The 20,301-nt window shown below is 74.4% G+C and carries 17 protein-coding genes; 8 read left to right on the top strand and 9 right to left on the bottom strand.

The features are described from left to right. Positions 1-51: 51 nt before the first annotated feature. The 3 genes from ABD330_RS12630 to ABD330_RS12620 all read right to left on the bottom strand — a co-directional run bounded on the left by ABD330_RS12630 (position 52) and on the right by ABD330_RS12620 (position 1,977). Positions 52-564 carry a pyridoxamine 5'-phosphate oxidase family protein gene (locus tag ABD330_RS12630; RefSeq protein ID WP_344464107.1) on the bottom strand — a complete coding sequence of 171 codons (513 nt, stop codon included), beginning with the start codon at positions 562-564 and terminating at the stop codon, positions 52-54. Positions 565-685: 121 nt separating this feature from the next. Further along, complete coding sequence (locus ABD330_RS12625) at positions 686-1,330, bottom strand: phosphatase PAP2 family protein (protein WP_344464105.1); 645 nt, start codon at positions 1,328-1,330, stop codon at positions 686-688. Next, positions 1,327-1,977, bottom strand: a complete 651-nt coding sequence (locus ABD330_RS12620) for a DedA family protein (RefSeq protein ID WP_344464103.1) — start codon at positions 1,975-1,977, stop codon at positions 1,327-1,329. Before ABD330_RS12620 ends, ABD330_RS12625 begins: the two co-directional genes overlap by 4 nt. Positions 1,978-2,089: 112 nt before the next feature. Between ABD330_RS12620 and ABD330_RS12615 the strand changes: the two genes are divergently transcribed. The 4 genes from ABD330_RS12615 (at position 2,090) to ABD330_RS12600 (ending at position 6,237) form a co-directional block, all read left to right on the top strand. Then, complete coding sequence (locus tag ABD330_RS12615) at positions 2,090-2,461, top strand: BlaI/MecI/CopY family transcriptional regulator (RefSeq protein ID WP_344464101.1); 372 nt, start codon at positions 2,090-2,092, stop codon at positions 2,459-2,461. Next, a complete protein-coding gene (locus tag ABD330_RS12610; protein ID WP_344464099.1) occupies positions 2,458-3,399 on the top strand; it encodes a M56 family metallopeptidase in 942 nt (313 codons plus the stop codon). The genes ABD330_RS12615 and ABD330_RS12610 overlap by 4 nt, the downstream gene beginning before the upstream one ends. Before the next feature lie 193 nt (positions 3,400-3,592). After that, positions 3,593-4,567 carry a carbohydrate kinase family protein gene (locus ABD330_RS12605; RefSeq protein WP_344464097.1) on the top strand — a complete coding sequence of 325 codons (975 nt, stop codon included), beginning with the start codon at positions 3,593-3,595 and terminating at the stop codon, positions 4,565-4,567. Positions 4,568-4,719: 152 nt separating this feature from the next. Further along, on the top strand, positions 4,720-6,237 hold the full coding sequence (locus tag ABD330_RS12600) for a helix-turn-helix domain-containing protein (protein WP_344464095.1): 1,518 nt from the start codon (positions 4,720-4,722) through the stop codon (positions 6,235-6,237). On the opposite strand, the gene ABD330_RS12595 is transcribed toward ABD330_RS12600, so the two are convergent. Then, on the bottom strand, positions 6,159-6,656 hold the full coding sequence (locus ABD330_RS12595; protein ID WP_344464093.1) for an SsgA family sporulation/cell division regulator: 498 nt from the start codon (positions 6,654-6,656) through the stop codon (positions 6,159-6,161). The genes ABD330_RS12600 and ABD330_RS12595 overlap by 79 nt on opposite strands. Before the next feature lie 392 nt (positions 6,657-7,048). Between ABD330_RS12595 and ABD330_RS12590 the strand changes: the two genes are divergently transcribed. Beyond that, positions 7,049-8,062, top strand: a complete 1,014-nt coding sequence (locus tag ABD330_RS12590) for a hypothetical protein (RefSeq protein WP_344464091.1) — start codon at positions 7,049-7,051, stop codon at positions 8,060-8,062. 4 nt (positions 8,063-8,066) lie between these two features. On the opposite strand, the gene pepN is transcribed toward ABD330_RS12590, so the two are convergent. Then, complete coding sequence (gene pepN, locus ABD330_RS12585; protein ID WP_344464089.1) at positions 8,067-10,604, bottom strand: aminopeptidase N; 2,538 nt, start codon at positions 10,602-10,604, stop codon at positions 8,067-8,069. A gap of 158 nt (positions 10,605-10,762) precedes the next feature. Here pepN and ABD330_RS12580 point away from each other — a divergent pair, with 158 nt between their 5' ends. Continuing rightward, complete coding sequence (locus tag ABD330_RS12580) at positions 10,763-11,932, top strand: TerD family protein (RefSeq protein WP_344464165.1); 1,170 nt, start codon at positions 10,763-10,765, stop codon at positions 11,930-11,932. Positions 11,933-12,074: 142 nt separating this feature from the next. Here the strand turns inward: ABD330_RS12580 and ABD330_RS12575 are convergent, their stop codons facing one another. Then, a complete protein-coding gene (locus ABD330_RS12575) occupies positions 12,075-13,004 on the bottom strand; it encodes a proline dehydrogenase family protein (protein ID WP_344464087.1) in 930 nt (309 codons plus the stop codon). A gap of 92 nt (positions 13,005-13,096) precedes the next feature. Further along, on the bottom strand, positions 13,097-14,725 hold the full coding sequence (gene pruA, locus ABD330_RS12570; protein WP_344464085.1) for an L-glutamate gamma-semialdehyde dehydrogenase: 1,629 nt from the start codon (positions 14,723-14,725) through the stop codon (positions 13,097-13,099). 165 nt (positions 14,726-14,890) lie between these two features. Here pruA and ABD330_RS12565 point away from each other — a divergent pair, with 165 nt between their 5' ends. Further along, complete coding sequence (locus tag ABD330_RS12565; RefSeq protein WP_344464083.1) at positions 14,891-16,513, top strand: PucR family transcriptional regulator; 1,623 nt, start codon at positions 14,891-14,893, stop codon at positions 16,511-16,513. 152 nt (positions 16,514-16,665) lie between these two features. Here the strand turns inward: ABD330_RS12565 and ABD330_RS12560 are convergent, their stop codons facing one another. After that, on the bottom strand, positions 16,666-17,904 hold the full coding sequence (locus tag ABD330_RS12560) for a hypothetical protein (protein WP_344464081.1): 1,239 nt from the start codon (positions 17,902-17,904) through the stop codon (positions 16,666-16,668). Between the two features lie 202 nt (positions 17,905-18,106). Between ABD330_RS12560 and ABD330_RS12555 the strand changes: the two genes are divergently transcribed. Then, positions 18,107-18,550, top strand: coding sequence for a VOC family protein (locus tag ABD330_RS12555; RefSeq protein WP_344464079.1), 444 nt, complete (start codon positions 18,107-18,109; stop codon positions 18,548-18,550). A 29-nt stretch (positions 18,551-18,579) separates the two neighbouring features. Here ABD330_RS12555 and ABD330_RS12550 read toward each other — a convergent pair whose 3' ends face one another. Beyond that, a complete protein-coding gene (locus tag ABD330_RS12550; RefSeq protein WP_344464077.1) occupies positions 18,580-20,268 on the bottom strand; it encodes a hypothetical protein in 1,689 nt (562 codons plus the stop codon). Positions 20,269-20,301: the final 33 nt, after the last annotated feature.

The raw sequence follows: 20,301 nt of genomic DNA, 5'->3' as shown, positions 1-20,301 counted from the left end.
GTCAAAAGTTGTATGTACAACCTGACCCCCGTTGTCCAGCCGGCCCGGCCGCTATCTGACCACCCGGGCCCGCAGGTAGTTGCGCCGGCCGAAGTGCGGTTCGTCCACGGCCGTCAGCTCCTCGACCTGGAACCGGTACAGCGCCGCCGCCCCGCCGCCGGTGAGGAACTGCTCCCGGACCTCCGGGTCCCGGGCGAAGGCCGGGTACCGGCCCTGGTACGCGGCCAGCGCCGCCTCCGCCTGCCGGCCCCAGGCCACACCGGCGCTGCCGGTCAGCTGCACCCCGCGCAGCTGCTCGCCGAAGACCGGCGGCGGCAGGAAGACGGTGGCGGCGGCCCGGGCCTCCTCGGCGAGGTGCAGGCTGTGCCGGGTCGAGCGCTCGCTGACGAAGTAGAGGACGAGATCGCCGTCGTACGCGAAGAACGCGAGGTTGGCGTGCGGGCCGAGTTCGGGCCCGGCGGTGGCGAGGGTCAGCACCATGCTCTCGGCCAGGATGCCCTCGACCCCCTTCGCGAACTCCTCGGCGGGCCAGTCTCCCTGAGTGATGTCGAGGCGGTACGGCATGAGGCGTCCCTCCGCAGGCGGTGCGACAACGGCAGAGCCGGACGGGGGAGTTCCCTCGTCCGGCTCACATGCTCTCCCCGCGCGGCAGGCCGCACAAGGGACCGTCCCGGCCCAGCCCGGATCAGCGGCCGCGCAGCTCCGGCACGGACGCCGGGCCCGCGCCCAGCAGCGCGGCCAGCGGACCGCCGCGCAGCCGGTCCACCAGCGGCGCCGCCCTGCCCGCCAGCAGCGCGAGCGGGACGGCCACCAGGACGCCGACCAGCGCGCCGACCACCACGTCGTGGGGGTAGTGCACGCCGATCCAGACCCGCGAGGCGGCCATCAGCGCGGCCGCGACCATCGCGGCCCAGCCGAGCCTGCGGTACGCGAACAGCAGCGCGGTCGCGGCGGCGAAGGCGATCACCGAGTGGTTGCTCGGGAAGGACCAGTCACCGGCGGCCGGGCAGGTCTCCACGGTGATGCTGCCGGGCAGCTGCTGGCACGGCCGGACCTCGGTGACCAGGCTCTTCAGCACCGAGTTGGCCGCGTAGGCGGCGACCACGATCACCGGCGCGGCCAGCACCCGGGCCAGCACCACCGAGTCGGCGCGGCGCGCCTGCCACCAGGCGTACAGCATGAAGACCGCGAACAGGCCGAGGCCGAGGTCCGACCAGATCCTGATCAGCTGGTCGAGCCAGTCCGGGGCGCTGTGGGCCCAGCCGATGACCCGGGTGTACAGGCCGCCGTCGATTCCGCTGCCGTCGTACGCGAGAAGTACCGGGCTCACTGGGCGCCACCACCGTTGCGGCGGGCCTTGAGCAGTTCGAGAACAATGGGGATCACGGAGACAACTACTACCAGACCGATGATAGGTAGCAGGTAATGGTCGATATTGGGCACCGACGAGCCCAGGCCGTAACCGGCGAGCACCACGCCGACCGTCCAGACCGTGCCGCCGACCACCTGCCAGAGCGTGAACGTCCGGACCGGCACGTCCAGCACGCCGGCCAGCGGGTTGAGCACCGTACGCACCACCGGGATGAAGCGGGCCAGCACGATCGCCTTGCCGTGGCCGTACTTCGCCAGCAGCTCCTCGGCCCGCTCGGCGCCCTTGTGCAGGCTCTTGTTGCCGGACCGGGCGAGCAGCGCCCGGCCGCCGCGGCGGCCGATGACGTAGCCGACCTGGGCGCCGATGAGCGCGCCCGCCAGGGCGGCGGGGATCACCTGGGCCAGCTGGAGCTGCGGCCCTGAGGTGGCGCCGGGGACACAGAGCAGGCCGGCGGTGAACAGCAGCGAGTCGCCGGGCAGGAAGAACCCGACCAGCAGGCCGGTCTCCGCGAACATGATCACGGCGACCCCGAGCGCGCCGAACGCGGCGAGCAGGGACGAGGCGTCGAGCACGTTCACCGAGAGCAGGGTGGATGACTGGAGCAAGGTTGGCGGACCTCCCGTACTTTGGAGGCGGCCCCACCGGGCCCGCCTCGACCGTCTACAGTGATGTAGACGGTCTACGGGACTGTAGACGATAGAGGGAGGGTGCGTCGACATGCCGGAACTGCCGCAGGCCCGCCGCCACGCGGGGGAACTCGAAGCCCAGGTGCTGGCCGCGCTCTGGGCCGCCCGCACACCGCTGACCCCGCAGGACGTGCAGACCGCACTCGGCGACGGCCTCGCGCGGACCACCATCGCCACCATCCTGGCCCGGCTGCACGACAAGGGGACGGTCGGACGCACCAAGGCCGGCCGGGGCTTCGCCTACACCCCGACCGTCGAGGACCAGGCCGGGCTGGCCGCCCGCCGGATGCGCAGCGAACTGGAGAGCGGGGAGGACCGCTCGACGGTGCTCGCCCGCTTCGTCTCCGACCTCTCCGACGACGACGAGCGGCTGCTCCGCGAACTCCTGGGGGAAGCCTCGTGACCTTCACCGTCTGGGCACCACTGCTCCTCCCCTTCCTCGCCGCCCCGCTGGCCCGCCGCCTCGCCGAGGCGCTCGCCCCGCGCACCGCCTCCTGGGTACTGGCCGGCACCGCCGCGGCCCTCGGCGGTGCCACCGCCGTCTCGCTCGCCCTGCTCACCCTGGCCGGGCTGCTCCGGCTCCCGCCGGTGGCCGCCCTCGGCCACCTCTCGCCGCACTGGCTGCCCGACGGCTCCCCCTGGACCGCGGGCGCCGCCGCCCTCGGCCTGCTCGCCGTCACCGGGCTGGCCCTGCGCGCCGCCCACCGGCAGTACGCCGACCTGCGCCGCGCGCGGGCCACGGCCGCCCGCGCGGCGGCGGCCGGACAGCTCACCGTCCTGGAGGACGAGCGGGCCGAGGCCTTCGCCCTGCCGGGCCTGCCCTGGCAGCCCGGACGGATCGTGGTCACCACCGGGATGCTGCGGGCCCTCGACGGCCCGGAGCGCGCGGCGCTGCTCGCCCACGAACGGGCCCACCTGACCGCCCGGCACCACGTCTTCCTCGCCCTCGCCGAGTACACCGCCGTCCTGCACCCCGCCCTGCGCGGACTGCGCACCCCCCTCGGCTACCACCTCGAACGCTGGGCCGACGAGAACGCCGCCCGCGCCACCGGCGACCGCGCCCTCACCGCCCGCGCGGTCGGGCGCGCCGCGTTGGCCGCTGCGCGGGCTCCCCGGCCGCACCGCCCCGGGCTCGCCCCCGCCGCCCACACCGGCCCCGTCCCCCGCCGAGTCGCGGCCCTGCTCGCCCCGCCCCCCTCACCGCGCCGCGCCGCCCCGGCCCGCACGGCCGCCGCCCTGGCCCTGGCCGCGTGCCTCGCCCTGGCCGGCTCGACCGCCCTGCACGCCACCACCGAACTCCACCGCACCGTCGAAGCCGCCCAGGGCGAAGCCCACCGCTGAACCCGACAGTCAGGGCCCACAGTCCGGGGCCCACCCAGGGGCGCGGGGAACTGCGCGAAACCGGGAGTGACGGCGCCGCACCCATGCACCCGTTCAAGTAGGGCCCACCCAGGGGCTCGGGCGGGCCGCAGGCCGCCCGAGCCGTACCCTGTGTCGGGACAGCCGACGACCCACCGACCGGGGAGACCCCACCGTGACCGCCCACCGGATCACCGTCCTCGGCGAGTCCGTCGCCGACGCGTTCGTCGAACCCCCGCACGCCGCCGCCGACGGGCTGACACTGCGGGTGCAGGCCGGCGGCGGTCCGGCCAACACCGCCGTCGCGCTGGCCCGACTGGGGACGCCGACGCGCTTCCTGGGCCGGTTCTCCGACGACGTGTTCGGGCGGCTGTTCCGCGAGCGGCTGGCCTCCGCCGGGGTGGACCTCACCCACAGCGTCCGCGCCGCCGAGCCCAGCACCCTCGCCGTCGCCGAGCTCTCGCCGCACGGCGAGGCGGCCTACTCCTTCCACGCCGAGGCCGCCGCCGACTGGCAGTGGGACCCGGCCGAGCTGGCCGGCGTACCGCTGACGGACACCGACTGCGTGCACACCGGCTCGCTCGCCCTCGTCCGCGAGCCGGGCGCGGCGGCCGTCGAGGAGTTCCTGGCGCGGGCCGTCGACCGGGCCACCGTCTCGATCGACCCGAACGTCCGCCCGCTGCTGGTCGCCCCCGCCCGCTACCGCGACCGGCTCGCCCGCTGGTGCGCACTCGCGGACGTGCTCCGGCTGTCCGCCGACGACCTCGCCGTGCTGCTCCCCGGCACTTCCCCGGAGCAGGCCTGCGACCAGTGGCACCGGGCCGGCGTCCGGCTGGTGGTGGTCACCCTCGGCGCGGACGGCGCGCTCGCCTCGCTCGACGGCGTACGGATCACCGTCCCCGCGCTGCGGGTCGAGGTCGCCGACACCGTCGGCGCGGGGGACGCGTTCACCGCCGGGCTGCTGCACCACCTCGGCGCCGCCGGTCTGCTCGGCGGGCGGCTCGACTCACTCACCACGGCGGCGGTGGAGGCCGCCTGCGGGTACGCCGCCCGGGTAGCCGCGCTCACCTGCGCCGTCCCCGGCGCCGATCCGCCCCGGGCGGGCGAGCTGCCGCCGACGCGGACGGCCCCCGCCGGAACGGCGAACTGACGGAGTATCCGGCGGCTGCCGAACCGATCAGCGTCCCCGGCCGGGCCCGGCGCTTGCCAAGACTTCGGCAACTCCGTCATCTTCCAGCCATGCGGCCGTACCCTGTGTCCGACATCTGCGGATCGTTCGATACGACTCGACGGGGAGACGGAGTGCTGAACAGCCCTTGGACGGCACGCCGCGCACCGGCCACGGGCGGCGGCAGTGCCGACGGCGACGCCACGGACGGCGCGGCCCCGGCCGACCCGGCGGCGGCCGACGGCACGGCGGACGGGCCCCGGCCCGAGATCGGCGACTCCTGGGAGCGGCTGCGCCGGCTCGGCCTCGACCCCGAGCGCGGCCGCGACGTGCCCCGGCTGAGCACCGCCGAACTCGAACACCGGCGGCAGGCGACCCGGCTCACCGAGATCCTGCCGGTGCTCCGCTCCACCCTGCTACCCGCCGAGAACGCCACCCCGCTGATCCTCGCGGTGGCCGACGCCGACGGTCACGTGCTCTGGCACGAGGGCGAACGGCGGCTGCGCCGGACGGCCGACGACATCGGCTTCAACAGCGGCGCGCGCTGGGCCGAGGACGAGGTCGGCACCAACGGCATCGGCACCGCCCTGCGCACCGGCCGCCCGATGCGGGTGCACTCCGCCGAGCACTACCTGCGCAGCCACCGGGGCTGGACCTGTGTGGCGGCGCCCGTCCACGAGCCGCACACCGGGCGGCTCGCGGGCGTGGTCAACCTCAGCGGGCCGGCCCGCTCGATGGCGCCGTACCTGTTCCAACTCGCCATCACCGCAGCGCGGTTGGCCGAGGCCGAGTTGCGGGCCCGCCGGCTGGAGGATCTGCACCAGCTGCGCACCGTCGCGGCGCCGCTGCTGGCCCGGATCGGCGAACCCGCCATCGTGGTGGACAGCGCCGGCTGGACCGCCGCCACCATGGGCCTGCCGGCCGTGCCCCGGCTGCGGCTGCCGGCCCGGGGCTGGGGCTCCTCCTCGGTGCACTGGCTGCCCTCGCTCGGCGAGTGCGCGGTCGAACCGCTGGCCGACGGCTGGCTGATCCGGCCGCTGAGCACCTCGGCGGAGGCCGTCAGCGAGCAGGCCGGCGGTGCCCGGATCCGGCTCGACCTGCGGGCCCCGGACCGTCCGGAGCTCCAGGTCTCCGGGGCGGCCGGCAGCTGGTCGCACATCCTCAGCCCGCGCCACGCCGAACTCCTGCTGCTGCTCGCGGTGCACCGTGAGGGCCGCAGTGCCGCCCAGCTCGCCGACGCCCTGTTCGGCGATCCCGCCCGCACCGTGACCGTCCGCGCCGAGATCTCCCGGCTGCGGCGCTACCTCGGCGGGCTGCTCGACCACCGCCCGTACCGGCTCGCCCACTCCGCCGAGGTCTCGGTGACGGGCCCCGCCGACCCGTACGACCTGCTGCCGGGCTCCTCCGGGCCAGGAGTGCGGGAGCTGCGCGCCGGGCTGCTGGCCGGCACCCGCCTGCTACCGGGCGGGGCGGGCGGGAGCGACCGGATACCGGGTGCCCGGACGGCGGGCGGGCGGACGACGGGCGGGCAGGCGCCAGGGGGTCAGGCGCCGGGGAGTCAGGCGCCGGGCGGTCAGCCCGTCAGCAGTGCGGCCAGCTGGGCGTCGGTCGGGCCCGCCGAGGCCTCGGTGGCCTCCGAGACGCAGCTGTAGGTACGCGCCAGCCAGTCCTGCACGCTCGGCTTGGAAACCTCCAACAGCGCGCTCCCGTAAGGGGATTCGAGCGCCATGTGCAGGGTCGAGCCATGACAGGGACAGTACGCGGGCCACAGCTTGACGTCACCCTGCCCGCTCAGGCCGCGCAGCCCGTCCCGGAGCAGCTCGCGGGAGAACACCCAGTCCGCCTCGTCCGACCGCCCTACGTGAAAGGTGAGCAGCACCTCGTACGGGCGCTCGGGATCGTACCGGAAACGGGTACGCACCTCTCCGACCAGATCCTGGTCCAGCGCGATCCGCAGCGTCAGAACCTCCTCCACCAGAGCCGGTACGGCAGCGGAGAGACCCGCCTCGCCGCCCGTGGGGGTGGCGGCGAACGGCGAGGGCGAGGCAGCTGACAGCGGTTCGCGCGGCATGACGGTCTCTCCGAGGCGGCTGGGGTTGGGGGCCAGCGTGCTGCACTCCGTGGCCGTCGGCAAAGGTTGCAGGAGGTTGCAACCCCGGCCACCCCGGCCGGACCGGAGCGGATCGGCACCCGATCAGATAGATCGTCAATTGTCGGGCACGCTACGGGAGTCCTTCCATCGATCGGCGCGCACCTGACTGGCAGCGGCCCGGCCCGGCGCTGGTAATCTCATGCGACTGTCCAAGTACCGCCACCGCCCGCACGCCCGCACGCTCACCCGGCCTCCCCCGCGGACCGCCGGGCGGTGCGGGCCGCCCGGACGGCGCGGAGGGCGGACCAGCAGAGCGCAGCGGACCGGCAGGGCGCAGGAGACCGAGCGCGGGAGACCGGGAGGGGGTCGGGATGGCGATCCGGGAGGACACCGACAGGGCACGGGCGGATGCCCGGCCCGCGCGGCACGGCCGGCCGAGGCCGCTCGGCGGGCGGTTCGCGCTGCCCAGCCTCCGGTTCTCCGGGGCGGCCATGGCGATGTCCACCGTCGTCGGCATCAGCGCCGCCACCACCTGGCTGGTCACCGCGCAGCAGCAGATCGGGCGTCACCCCGGTGTCATCACCCCGGACAGCAGCCTGCCGCCGCTGCCGACCCCGGAGGCCGCGGCGCAGCTGACGCCGCGTCCGACCATGGGCCCGACCGCCGCGACCGGCGACCCCCAGGGCACCGGCAGGCCCGGCACACCGGCGGCCTCGCCCTCCCCGGCCGCCCCCACCCGCACGGCCCAGGCCCAGGCCGGCCACGCTCCGACCGCGCGCCCGTCGGTCCCGGTGTCGTCCCCGTCGCCGGCCTTCCCGGCGCCGCCGGTCATGGCGGCCGCCCCGCCGTCCGCCCCGGCCACGCCCGCGGCACCCGTCACGTCGCCGCCCTCCGGCCCCCCGCGGGTGCCGGTCGCACCGACGCCCACGCCCACACCCACGCAGCCGACCGCTCCCCCGGTGAAGCCCCCGGTCAACCCCCCGCAGGAGGGGCTGGCCGGCAAGGCCGTCCGCGATCTGCTCGGCCCCTCCGGCACCCGGCACACCGTGACCCTGCGGGTCGGCGAGCCGCTCACCGCCCTCCAGGTGGAGCTGCGCCTTGAGCGGCCCGAGGCCCTGCCGGGCACCACGCCGTGGAGCAGCCTCCCCGGCACGGTGGTGACCGTCCTCCAGGAGCGCGGCACCCTGGTCTACCGCTTCACCGTGCCCGCCGGGCAGGACATCGAGCCCGGCGAGTACAGCTTCGGCGTCCGCGGCGTCCGGCGGACCGGCACCGGCACCGGCGCACCGGCCGGGAAGGCGGCCCAGCCCCAGGAGAGCTGGACCGCCTCGGCGTTCGCCCTGGTCCACCCGCGTGCGCTGGCGATCCGGGGCATCTTCGGCTGACCCGTCAGGCGCTGGCCCGGTCCCGGCCGTCCCCGGCCCGGTCACTGCCGTGCGGCGCCCGGTCGCGGGCCCGGACCCGGACGGCCCGCCGCAGGTCGTCCAGCTGGTCGGCCAGCCCCCGGCGCAGCGCGGGCGTCAGCTCGTCCCGGCTCAGGCACTCCTCGGCCGCGCGGACCGTCCCCGCCCCGACCTGTCCGCCCGGGAAGAGCCGGCTGCCGAGCACTCTGGCGACGATGTCGCCCCGCCACCCGGTGCCCGGGATCTCGGCGAAGTACCGCCGCGCGTACTCCTCCTGGAGCTGCGGGGCACCGGACTCCCAGAACCCCTCCGCGGCCGCCCGCAGCAGCGAGTTGGAGAGCTCGCCGTCGCTGAACAGCTGCTTCCAGACCCGCTCCTTCACCTCCGGCGTGGGCAGCGCGGCGCGGGCCCGGACGGCGCCCTCCTCCGCGCTGTTGCTCGGGTCGGCGGCGAACTCGGCGGCGATCCGCTCCTCGTCGACCACCCCCGCCGCCGCGAGCCGCGCCAGCACGGCCCACCGCGTCTCGGTGCCGAGCTTGCCGTCGGGGCCGCCGTCCGCGAGGTAGGAGTGCAGCCGGTCGAGGTCGGTGTCGAGGTCCGCACTGTCGATCGCGCCGCGCAGCGCCACCAGCCGGATGCTCTCCCCCGCGTCCGGGCGGGCCAGCAGCTCACGGCAGACCCGGCCGAGCAGGAGGTCCGCCGCCGGGCGGTCGGCCGGGGCCAGGAAGCAGCGGACGACGCTCGCGCGGGCGAAGGCCAGCACCGCGCTGACGATGGTGTCCTCGGTCTCGGCGGGCAGGTGGGCGGCGACCAGCTCCAGGTAGGCGGTGGGCGCGAGTTCGGCGTCCAGCACCAGGTCGCGGGCGTTCTCCCAGAGCACGGCCCGCGCCAAGGGGTCCTCGACGGAGCCGAGCGATTCGGTGACGGCCTGCCAGGAGTACCGGTCCAGCCGGATCTTCGCCCAGGTCAGGTCACCGTGGTTGGGCAGCAGCACCGCCCGGGGCGCCCCGGCCAGCTGCGGCAGCGGCGTCCGCCGGCCGGGCTCGACGTCGGTCTCCAGGTGCTCGCGGAGCCGGATCGCGCCGTCCCGCAGGTCGAAGACCCCGATGCCGACCCGGTGCGGCCGGGTCCCGGTCGGCACCAGTTCGGCGGAGGCGATCCGGTCCCCCTCGTAGACCGCCTCGATCCGCAGGGTGTCCACCCCGCTGGTGCGCAGCCAGCGGTCGGCCCAGCCCCGCACGTCGCGCCCGCTGGTGGCGGCGAGGGCGTCCAGGAAGTCGGCGAGGTCGGCGTTGCCGAAGCGGTGCCGGGCGAAGTGCTCGTTGATCCCGGCGAAGAACGCCTCGTCGCCGAGCCAGGCGACCAGCTGGCGCAGTGCCGAGGCGCCCTTGGCGTACGCGATGCCGTCGAAGTTGACCATCGCCTCGGCGATGCTCTCCACCCCGGTGCCCGCGATCGGGTGGGTGGTGGAGCGCTGGTCGGCGTCGTAGCCCCAGCCCTTGCGCTTGACGCCGAAGGTCGTCCAGGCGCCGGTGAAGCGGGTGCTCTCGGTGGCGATCCGGTAGCCCAGGTACTCGGCGAAGGACTCGTTCAGCCAGAGGTCGTCCCACCAGCGCATGGTGACCAGGTCGCCGAACCACATGTGCGCCATCTCGTGCGCCACGACCATCGCCCGGTGCTCGCGGTCGGACGCGGTGGGGGCGGAGTGGAAGAGCATCCGGTCCGCGAAGACCACGCAGCCCGGGTTCTCCATCGCGCCCCAGTTGAACTCCGGTACGAACGCCTGGTCGTACTTGCCGAACGGGTAGCGCTCGTCGAAGAGGGTGTGCAGCCGGTCGAAGCAGGCCCGGGTGACCTCGAACAGCTCGGCGGCCTCCCGGTCGAGGTCGGCGGCCAGCGAACGGCGGCCGTGCAGGCCGAGCGGGATACCGTCGTGCTCGGCGTAGACGGAGTGCAGGGGCCCGGCGACCAGCGTGAACAGGTAGGTGCTGATCGGCTGGGTCGGCCGGAAGACGTACCGGCCGTCCGCCGCCCGCTCACCGGCGGCGTTGGCGATCGCCGTCCACTCCTCGGGCACGGTCGCGGTGACCGTGACGGGCGCCTTCAGGTCCGGCTGGTCGAAGCAGCCGAAGACCAGCGGCGCGGTGTCCGGCCCGCAGCTGGCGTACACGTAGACGGCGCCGTCCGCCGGGTCGGTGAAGCGGTGCATGCCCTCGCAGGTGCGGGAGTAGCGCATGTCGGCCTCGACCAGCAGCTCGTTCTCGGCCGCCAAGCCGGTCAGCGCGAGCCGGTTGCCGTCCAGGGCGGCCGGGTCGAGCGGCCGGCCGTTCAGCACGGCGCGGTGCAGGGTGGCGGGCCGCAGGTCGAGGAAGGTCTCGGAGCCCGGTTCGGCACAGCCGAACCGGATCACGGACGTACTGCCGAACACCTCCGCTCCCCGGGTGAGGTCCAGGTCCAGGTCGTAGCCGTGGACGTCGATCAGTCGGGCACGTGTGAGTGCCTCGGAACGTTGGAGAGCTGGCATCCCTGCATGCTTCCCCAGCCCGGGGCCGCCGACAAGGGAATTCGGTGCGGCCGCCGGACGCGTCGCGGCAGGTCACATCGGGCCCGCCGGGCGCCCGTTGGCTAGGGTGGGCGCGGGAGTCCGTCCCCGCACCCAGGAGGAGCACTGTGTCCACGGTCCTGACCCAGGGCGGCAACGCGCCGCTCACCGCCGCGCGGGTGACGGTCGAGGTGACGGCGCCCAAGGCACTGGACGTCTCCGGCCTGCTGCTGACCGAGGCCGGCAAGGTCAGGTCGGACGCCGACTTCGTCTTCTTCAACGCCCCGAACGGCCCCGGCGTCACCCACCGCCCCGGCTCCGGCTCGACCCCGGACGCCATCACGGTGGACACCACCGCACTGCCGGCCGGCATCACCCGGATCGTGGTGACGGCCAGCCCGGACGAGGCGGGTGCGACCTTCGCCGGGACGGAACCCACCGCGACCGTCCGCGACACCGCGACCGGCCAGGTGCTCGCCACCTTCACCCCGCCCCGGCTGGGCCGCGAGACGGCACTCGTGGTGGTCGAGATCTACCAGCGCGGCGGCAGCTGGAAGATCCGCGCGGTCGGCCAGGGCTACGCGAACGGGCTGGCCGGCATCGCGACCGACTTCGGCGTCTCGGTCGAGGCACCGGCTCCGGCCGCTGCTCCGGCGGCCCCGCAGTCCGCCCCCGCGGCCCAGCCGCCGCCGAGGCCGGTCGCCCCACCCGCCGTCGCCTCCCCCGGCTCCACCAAGGTCACCCTGGACAAGGGCCGGGTCAGCCTGGTCAAGGGCGGCTCGGTCTCACTGGAGAAGAACGGCAGACCCTTCCTCTCCTCGATCCGGATGGGCCTCGGCTGGGAGCCCGCCGGACACGGCCGCAACATCGACCTGGACGCCTCCTGCATCGCCTTCGACGCTCAGCGCAACAAGGTCGACACCGCCTGGTTCATGAAGCTCAACATCTTCAACGGCGCGATCGCCCACTCCGGCGACAACCTGACCGGCGAGGGCTCGGGCGACGACGAGGCGATCACCGTCCACCTCGAAGGCCTCCCGGCCGAGGTCTGCGGCCTGGTCTTCGTGGTCAACTCCTTCTCGGGCCAGAAGTTCACCGACATCAAGAACGCGTACTGCCGTCTCCTCGACGCCACCAGCGGCCAGGAACTGGTCCGCTTCGACCTCACCCAGTCCGAGCCGCACACCGGCGTGGTGATGTGCAAACTGGTCCGCCAGTACTCCGGCGAGTGGGTCATGACCGCCATCGGCGAGTACGTCAACTCCAAGACCGCCCGAGGCATGGTCAAACCGGCCGCCGCGATGCTCTGACGCCCCCTGGGGCAGCTGTGCAACACCCAGGGGCGCGAGGAACTGCGCGAAGCGGGAGGCATCGCACCGTCACTCCCGATTCCGCACGGTTCCCCGCGCCCCTGGTGGGCCCTGCCCGAGTGGGTACCCGGGTGACCGGCCGTCAGCCGCGGGTGGCCATCGCGCGGAGGAAGAACGTCAGGTTGGCCGGGCGCTCGGCCAGGCGCCGCATGAAGTAGCCGTACCACTCCTGCCCGTACGGCAGGTACACCCGCATGGTGTTGCCCGCCTCGGCCAGCCGCAGCTGCTCCTCGGGGCGGATGCCGTACAGCATCTGGTACTCGAAGCTGTCCCGGGCGCGCCCGTTCCACTCGGCCAGCTGGCCGGCGATCTTGATCATGTTCGGGTCGTGCGAGGCGATCATCGGGTAGCCCTCGCCGCCCATCAGCACCTTCAGCGCGCGGACGTACGCGAGGTCGACGTCCCGCTTGCCCTGGAAGGCGACCGACTCGGGCTCCTTGTACGCGCCCTTGCACAGCCGCACCCGGGACCCGGCCGCCGCGAACTCGCGGCAGTCCTCCTCGGTGCGCCGCAGGTACGCCTGGAGCACGACGCCCAGCCACGGGAAGTCGGCGCGCAGCTCGCGGGCGATCGCGAGGGTGGAGTCGGTGGTGGTGTGGTCCTCCATGTCGAGGGTCACCGTGGTGCCCGCGTCCGCCGCGGCCTCGCAGATCCGGCGGGCGTTCTCCAGGGCGATCTTCTCGCCGTCGACGGGCAGGAACTGGCCCACCGCCGAGAGCTTGACCGAGACCTCGGCGTCGGCGGCCAGGCCGGTCTCCTTGAGCGCGGCGAGCAGGTGCTCGTACGCCTCGGCGGTGCCGGCGGCCTGGGCGGCGTCCTTGGTGTCCTCGCCGAGGTGGTCGAGGGTGACCTTGCGGCCGGTGCCGACCAGCTCGTCCGTGGCGGCGACGCCCTGGTCGAGGCGCTCGCCGGCGACGAAGCGCTCGACTATCGCGTGGGTCGGCGGGAACTTCTCGACCAGGGTGCGCGCCTGCGGGGAGCGGCTGGCGGCGAGGAGGGCGGAACGGAGCATCGTTACTCCTGGAGCAGGATCTTCAGTGGGGTGGGAGAAGGGTCGGGGCGGCGGCCGGGGTACGGCCGCCGCCCCTGCGCAGCACGGGCTGGTCAGCCCATGTGCGGGTAGCGGTAGTCCGTCGGCGGGACGAAGGTCTCCTTGATGGAGCGGGTCGACGTCCAGCGGGTCAGGTTCTGCTTGGCGCCGGCCTTGTCGTTGGTGCCGGAGGCCCGGGCACCGCCGAAGGGCTGCTGGCCGACGACGGCGCCGGTCGGCTTGTCGTTGATGTAGAAGTTGCCGGCCGCGTTGCGCAGCTTCTCCATCGCGTGCTGGATCGCCTCGCGGTCCTGCGCGATGATCGCGCCGGTCAGGCCGTAGGGGGCCACCGACTCCATCTGCGTCAGCATCTCCTCGTACGCCTCGTCCTGGTAGACGTGCACGGAGAGGACCGGGCCGAAGTACTCGTCCCGGAAGTACTCGGACGCCGGGTCCTCGCAGACCAGCACGGTCGGGCGGACGAAGTAGCCGACCGAGTCGTCGTAGGTGCCGCCGGCCAGGATCTCGACCTTCGGGTCGGCCTGGGCGCGGTCGATCGCGGCCTTGTTCTTGGCGAACGAGCGGTCGTCGATGACGGCGCTCATGAAGTTCGACAGGTCGGTGACGTCACCCATGGTGAGCCACTGGACCTCGTCGCGGAAGTCGTCCTTGATCTCGGCCCAGATCGAGGCCGGGACGTACGCGCGGGAGAGCGCCGAGCACTTCTGGCCCTGGAACTCGAAGGCGCCACGGGTCATCGCGGTCTTCAGCACGGCCGGGTCGGCGGACGGGTGGGCGACCAGGAAGTCCTTGCCGCCGGTCTCGCCGACGATCCGCGGGTAGGTGCGGTAGCCGGAGATGTTGGCACCGACCTCGCGCCACAGGTGCTGGAAGGTCGCGGTCGAGCCGGTGAAGTGGATGCCCGCCAGGTCGCGGTGCTTGAGGGCGACCTCGGAGACGGCCAGGCCGTCACCGGTCACCATGTTGATGACGCCCTTGGGCAGGCCGGCCGCCTCCAGGATCTGCATCAGGAAGTGCGCGGCGAACTGCTGGGTCGGGGACGGCTTCCACAGCACCACGTTGCCCATCAGCGCCGGGGCGGTGGGCAGGTTGCCCGCGATGGCGGTGAAGTTGAAGGGCGTGATCGCGTAGACGAAGCCCTCCAGCGCGCGGTGGTCCGTGCGGTTCCAGACGCCCTCGGAGGAGATCGGCTGCTCGGCGATGATCTGCCGGGCGAAGTGCACGTTGAAGCGCAGGAAGTCGATCAGCTCGCAGGAGGAGTCGATCTCGGCCTGCTGCGCCGTCTTGGACTGGCCGAGCATGGTGGCGGCGGCCAGCGTCTCGCGCCAGGGGCCGGCCAGCAGGTCGGCGGCCTTGAGGAAGATCGCGGCGCGGGAGTCGAAGGAGAGCGCCTGCCAGGCGGGGGCCGCGGCGAGGGCGGTGTCGATGGCGTCGCGCGCGTCGTCCTGGGTGGCGTTGCGCAGCGTGCCGAGCCGGGCCGCGTGGTTGTGCGGCTGGACGACGTGGATCTCGGCGCCGGCGCCGAGGCGCTTCTCGCCGTTGATCGTCATGGTCAGCTGGATCGGCTCCTGGCCGCCCAGCTCCTTCAGCTTCGCCTCCAGGCGGGCCCGCTCGGGGCTCCCGGGGGCGTAGCTGTGGACCGGCTCGTTCACCGGCGCGGGGACCTGGGTCACAGCATCCATGAGGGCGCGCTCTCCTTCGGGTGGTGGCGTGGGCCGACGCGGGTCACAGGCCGGCCATGGGCAACGCTAGCCCCGGAGAGCGGGCCACTTGATTGGCCGGGCGGCTAAAGTCATCCGTACGGAGTTGTCCGAGCCGACGAACACACGGGCCAGGGAGCGAGCGACATGACAACACCGGCCGGCGGGGGCGGCATCCCGCTGCGCCAGCTGCTGATGTCGCTGGGCGAGCCGCTGGTGGAACTCCAGGCCGCGCCGGCCGGCCTGGACGTCCTGGTGCGCGACGTCGCGATCCTCGACCCGGAGGACCCGGCCACCGCCGCCCCCGGCGAACTGGTGCTGGCGATCGGGGCCCGCGGCCGGGCCGCGCTGCCCGCACTGCGCGCGGCCGGGCGCGCCAGGGCGGCGGCCGTCGCGGTGAAGCTGGAAGCCCCCGGCCAGGCGGACGCCCTGCGGGAAGCGGCCACCGAGGCGGGGGTGGCCCTGCTCTCGGTCCGGCGGGAGACCCGCTGGGAGCACCTGGACTCGCTCGCCCGCGCGATCATCGCCGGACCGGACGCGCCCGAGACCGCCGACCACAACGCCGGTGACCTCTTCTCCCTCGCCCAGACCGTCGCGGTGCTGACCAACGGCATCGTCTCCATCGAGGACACCTCCAGCCGGGTGCTCGCCTACTCGCGCTCCTCGGACTCCGACGAGGTGGACGACCTGCGGCGGCTCTCCATCCTCGGCTGGCAGGGCCCGGAGCCGCTGCTCTCCAAACTCCGCGAGTGGGGCATCTTCCAGCACCTGCGCAGCCTGGACAGCGCGATCGAGATCGAGCCGCACCCCGAGCTGGGCATCCGCCGCCGGATCGCCATCGGCATCCGGGCAGGTGCCCAGCCGCTGGGCACCATCTGGGTCCAGGAGGGCTCCCGGCCGCTCGCCCCGCTGGCCGAGCAGGCCCTGATCGGCGCGGCCCGGGTGGCGGCCGCCCAACTGGTGCGGCGGCGCCGCGAACTGTCGGCGGACGTCCGGCTGACCCAGACCCTGCTCACCGGCCTGCTGGAGGGCTCGACCGGCCCGCAGTCGCTCGCCACCCACCTCGGGCTGGACCTGCGCCGCCCGGCGACGGTGCTGGCGTACGCGGCCGGCGCACCCGGCGAGGGCTCGGACCTGGAGCTGACCCGGGCCGAGGTGACCGGCCTGATCTCGGTGCACACCGCCGCCCGGCACCGCAGCGCCCTGCTCGCCCCGATCGACTCCCGGGTCTACGTCCTGCTGCCCGAACTGCCGCCGGCCCTGCCGATGGCGACGGTCCGCAGCTGGGCCCAGGAGGTGGTGGCCGCCGCCCAGGAGCACCTGGGCGTGCCCCTGCGGGCGGCGATCGGCAGCACGGTGGACGGGCTCGCGGCCGTCCCCGAGTCCCGGGCCCAGGCGGACCGGATCCTCGACGCGATGGGACGCGGCGGCGTCGCCCTCCAGGTGGCGGCCCTGATCGACGTCCAGGCCGAAGTCCTGGTCAGTGAGGTACTGGCCCTCCTCCAGGACCGCTCCGGCCTACGCGACCCCCGGCTGACCGCCCTGACCGCCTACGACCGCCGCCACGGCACCCGCCTCGCCGAGTCCGTCCTCGCCTGGCTCGACGCCCTCGGCGAGGTCCGGGTCGCGGCCGACGCCCTCCACATCCACCCCAACACCCTGCGCTACCGCGTCCGCCGCGCCGAACAACTCACCGGCATCGACCTCGCCCAACCCCAACAACGCCTCCTCGCCATGCTCCAACTCCGCCTCCCCCCGGAGGACACCTGATCCCTCTCTCGACGAGCAACCACAACAGGGGCGCGAGGAACTGCGCGAGAAACCACCCACCCCCGTAGAGCCCTGACCGCACAGCACCCCGCACCCCGGTAGGCGTCCGACCGATACGCGAACGCTCGCGCAGCACCGCGCCGCGCGCCCCCTCAGTGCTCCGTCCGCTCCACCCGCCACTGCTCCCAGGCGGTCAGCCACGCCTCCTCCGCCGCAGAGGCCGATCGCACCGCACCGCCCGCCCAGAACCGCTCCCAGGCCCGCTGCGCGGGCAGACTCGGCACCTCGCTCGCGAACGCGGTGTAGCGGATGACCTCCTCCACCGCGGCCGCCCCCTCCGGGGCCGCCGCGGCCCATTCGGTGCTCTGGGCCAGCCGGGTCAGGTGGTTGACCATCGCGGTCACCGACTCGCCGGCCTCCTCCCGGGTCTCCGAGGCGAGCCGCATCTGCTGCCGTACGGCGGCCTCCCAGCGCACCGCGCCCGCGGCCCCGCGTGAGCGCCGCGGCAGCCGGGGCGTCCGGCGGGCCCGGACCTGCGCCTCGATCGCGACGGCCTCCCGGACGGCGTGCTCGACCACCGCGCGGTGGGCCTCCAGGCCGACCACGGGCGGGAGTTCGCGTTCCTCCAGGGCGGCCCGCCGGGCCTGCTGGACGGCGAGCTTGCGCATCAGGTCGGTGCGGCCGAGGACGTAGCGCTCGAAGTCCTGGATCCGCTTCAGCTCGATCCCGCCCGGCGGCACCCCGCGGCCCGTCACGGTGACGGTGATGCCGTCCACCCGCAGCCGCCCGGCCCAGACCGGCTCGGCCCGGTCCGCGCCCTCGCCCGACCGGCAGTCCTCGTGGATCTGGACGGCCCGGGGCTCGCCCTCGACGGTGATCCACTCGCGCAGGGCCCGCACGCTGCCAGGCCCGTCGCCCTCGTCGATGTCCAACTGCTCGTAGACCCGGTCGCGCTCGTCCTCGACCACGTCCTCCAGGTCGGGCAGCGGCTCCCCGCGCTCGGCCCCGGGACGGTAGGTCCGGACGGTCACGTACGGGCCCTGGGCCGAGGACCAGTCGCCGGAGCGGACCTCGACCCAGCCGAGCCTGCCGTTGCGCAGCTCGTACTCGGCGAGCGCGTCGCTGTCGGCTCCACCGGCCAGACCCGTCCCACCGGCCGCACCGGCCGCGCCCGCCCCACCGACCGCAACCTCGGTGCCGGCCGCCACATTTGGGGGCGCGTCCGCAGTCTCGCGCGCCGGGTCGGCGCGATGCGCGCCCCCGTCCGGGCCGACCCGGTCCACCGCGTAGACCGGGAAGTCCGCGTCCGCGAGCACCTGCCGGCTGTACTGCTCGTGATCGGCGTAGAAGTCCTCGGGTTCCTGGGGCCTGCTCGCGCTCGTCCTCTTCATCCTTTTGCCGCACCCCCGCGTGCTCGCCTCGCCGTCGGTCCTCGGCCACCGCACCGGGCCGTGCCCCGCGCCTGCGCCGTTGCGGCCCCACGATACGTCGGAAGGACCTGCTGGGCCATCAGCTTCCCCCGTACGGTTGCCAGATGGCACGCCCGGCCCCGTCCGGGCCGATTTGTCAGTAGCCTTGCCTACCCTGGTCGGCATGACAGCTTCCAAGGCCTTCCCCGCCCGGCTCAGCATCGTCACGCTCGGAGTCGGTGACCTGGGGCGGAGTACCGAGTTCTACGAAGCGCTCGGCTGGCAGCGCTCGGCGGCCTCCCAGGAGGAGATCGTCTGGTTCCGGACGTCCGGTTCGGCCCTCGGGCTCTTCCCGGTGGAGGCGCTGGCCGCCGACGCCGGTGTCCCGGCCGGCGGCGAGCCGTCCTTCCGGGGTTTCACCCTCGCGGTCAACCTGGAGTCCCGCGAGCTGGTCGACGCCGCGCTGGAGACGGCGGTCGCCGCCGGGGCCACCGTGGTCAAGCCCCCGGCCGCCACCGAGTGGGGCGGCTACTCGGGCTACTTCGAGGATCCGGACGGGCACCTGTGGGAGCTGGCCCACAACCCGTTCTTCCCGTTCACCGAGGACGGCCGGCTCGATCTCCCGTAGCCGGCCGTCCCGCGTGCCACCGCGCGCCGCTACTTCTTCTGCGAGCGGGCCTTGAAGGCCGCCTTCCGGGCCTCCTTCGCGACGTTCCGCTCCAGGTGCAGCTCGCCGACGGCGTCCAGCACCTCGGCCGTGTACGGGTGGTCCACCCGCCACACCTCGCCGAAGAAGCTCGCCGGGTTGTCCGTCACCGGCAGCCCCTTGATCAGCTCCTGCAGCACCTCGGCCGCCCCCTCGCTGGTCAGCAGCTGGGCCGCGAAGGTGTCGACCATCGTCCAGAGCACCATCGGGCGCTCGGGGGCCGCCACCTCGACCCCCTGCGAGCGCAGCCACGCCCGCACCGCGCCGCCGAGCTGCTCGTCGTCCAGCACCTCGTCGGCGGCGGGCCGGGCGGCCGCGCCCAGCTCGTCCAGCGCCTGCATGCAGAGCAGCCGCCGGACGGGGCTGTAGGTGTCGGTGCCCCGCGCGGCCGCCAGCAGCTCGCGCGCGGCGGCCAGCGGCTCGCGGCCGTCCAGCCAGACCAGCAGCTCACGGTCGGGCATCACGTTGGCGGTCTCCGAGATGCCGCGCAGCAGCGTCTCGGCGTCACCCTGGGCGAGCTCGCCGATCAGCGGCGCGTCGTAGCCGTCCTCCAGCAGCCACTGCCGGACGGCGTACTGCCCGAGCGGGGTGAGCCGGACCATTCCGAAGCGCTCGGCGTCCTCCTCGGTGGCCGACACCGGCTCCGGCCACGGCCCGGCGGCCTCCGCCGGCCCCTCCTCTTCCTCGAACAGCTCCGGGTCGATCGGGCGGTGCTCCAGCAGGCCGAGCTCCGCGAGGTCGCCCAGCATCGGGTCGAGCATCACCATCAGGTCGGTGATGTCGCCGAGCAGCTCCTCGTCCGGCTCCTCGCCCTCGGGGACGACCAGCAGCGCGGCGAGCACGCCCAGCGGCACGGTCTCCTGCCCGGGGTCGGCGAAGGCGGTGGTCTCGTAGAGCACCTGGAGCGCCTCGTCGAGCAGCTCCGCGGCCTCCTGCCGGGACTCCTCCACCTCGGCGAGGCGGGCCTCGTCGGCCTCCTCGCCGGGCTCCTCCGCGCCCTCGTCGCCGTCGAGGTCGAGCGAGTCCGCCTCGGCGGCGAGCTCCCGGACGATACCGGCGGCGGTCAGCCAGAGTTCGAGGACGGTCTCCGGGTCGCCCTCCTCGGCGGCCTCCAAGTCCGGGCCCGGGATCGCGACGTGCTCACCCTTCGCGGTGGTCCCGATCTCGACCAGGTCGAGGTCGCAGGCGAGCGACCAGGCCCGCATCGCCTCGACCACGGCCTCCTCCAGCGCCTCGCGCTCGACGGGCTCCCCCTCGGCGGGGGCCAGCCCGAGCAGCCGGGCGGCGGGCTCGTGGTCGGGCTCGGTCAGGTCGCCGTGCTCGTCCACCGCGCGGTGCGGGGCCGTCCAGCGGGCCAGCTTGAGCGCGTGGCCGATCAGCGGCACCGCCAGCGCGGCGGCGGTCAGCTCCGCCTCCGGGGGGAGCGCGATCGGGGGGACGAGCACGGCGGCGTCGTCCAGGTCCTCGTCACCCTGTGCACGGGCGGCGAACGCGCCGTAGAGGTCGGCCAGCTCGTAGTCGGCGGGCAGCAGGCTCTCGGCGGGCAACTCACCGGGCCCGGTCGGCGACGGGTTGTCAGCAGGGGTGGTGCGGCGTCGTCCGGCCATTGTTGCGAGGTCTCCCGTTGTGGCGATGGTCACTGCCAGGAGGACCGGGTGGGTACCGGTCCATCA

This window comes from Kitasatospora kazusensis (assembly GCF_039529945.1).
In the GTDB taxonomy this organism is placed as follows: Bacteria; Actinomycetota; Actinomycetes; order Streptomycetales; family Streptomycetaceae; genus Kitasatospora; species Kitasatospora kazusensis.
The sequence above is the reverse complement of the archived record's forward strand: the minus strand, read 5'-3'. Positions and strand labels throughout refer to the sequence as shown.

Bases quoted from the DNA above. Each gene is read 5' to 3' on its own strand.
- ABD330_RS12630 (WP_344464107.1), bottom strand. From the start codon at position 564: ATGCCGTACCGCCTCGACATCACTCAGGGAGACTGGCCCGCCGAGGAG.
- ABD330_RS12615 (WP_344464101.1), top strand. From the start codon at position 2,090: ATGCCGGAACTGCCGCAGGCCCGCCGCCACGCGGGGGAACTCGAAGCC.
- ABD330_RS12595 (WP_344464093.1), bottom strand. From the start codon at position 6,656: ATGCCGCGCGAACCGCTGTCAGCTGCCTCGCCCTCGCCGTTCGCCGCC.
- ABD330_RS12590 (WP_344464091.1), top strand. From the start codon at position 7,049: ATGGCGATCCGGGAGGACACCGACAGGGCACGGGCGGATGCCCGGCCC.
- pepN (WP_344464089.1), bottom strand. From the start codon at position 10,604: ATGCCAGCTCTCCAACGTTCCGAGGCACTCACACGTGCCCGACTGATC.
- ABD330_RS12575 (WP_344464087.1), bottom strand. From the start codon at position 13,004: ATGCTCCGTTCCGCCCTCCTCGCCGCCAGCCGCTCCCCGCAGGCGCGC.
- pruA (WP_344464085.1), bottom strand. From the start codon at position 14,725: ATGGATGCTGTGACCCAGGTCCCCGCGCCGGTGAACGAGCCGGTCCAC.
- ABD330_RS12565 (WP_344464083.1), top strand. From the start codon at position 14,891: ATGACAACACCGGCCGGCGGGGGCGGCATCCCGCTGCGCCAGCTGCTG.
- ABD330_RS12560 (WP_344464081.1), bottom strand. From the start codon at position 17,904: ATGAAGAGGACGAGCGCGAGCAGGCCCCAGGAACCCGAGGACTTCTAC.
- ABD330_RS12555 (WP_344464079.1), top strand. From the start codon at position 18,107: ATGACAGCTTCCAAGGCCTTCCCCGCCCGGCTCAGCATCGTCACGCTC.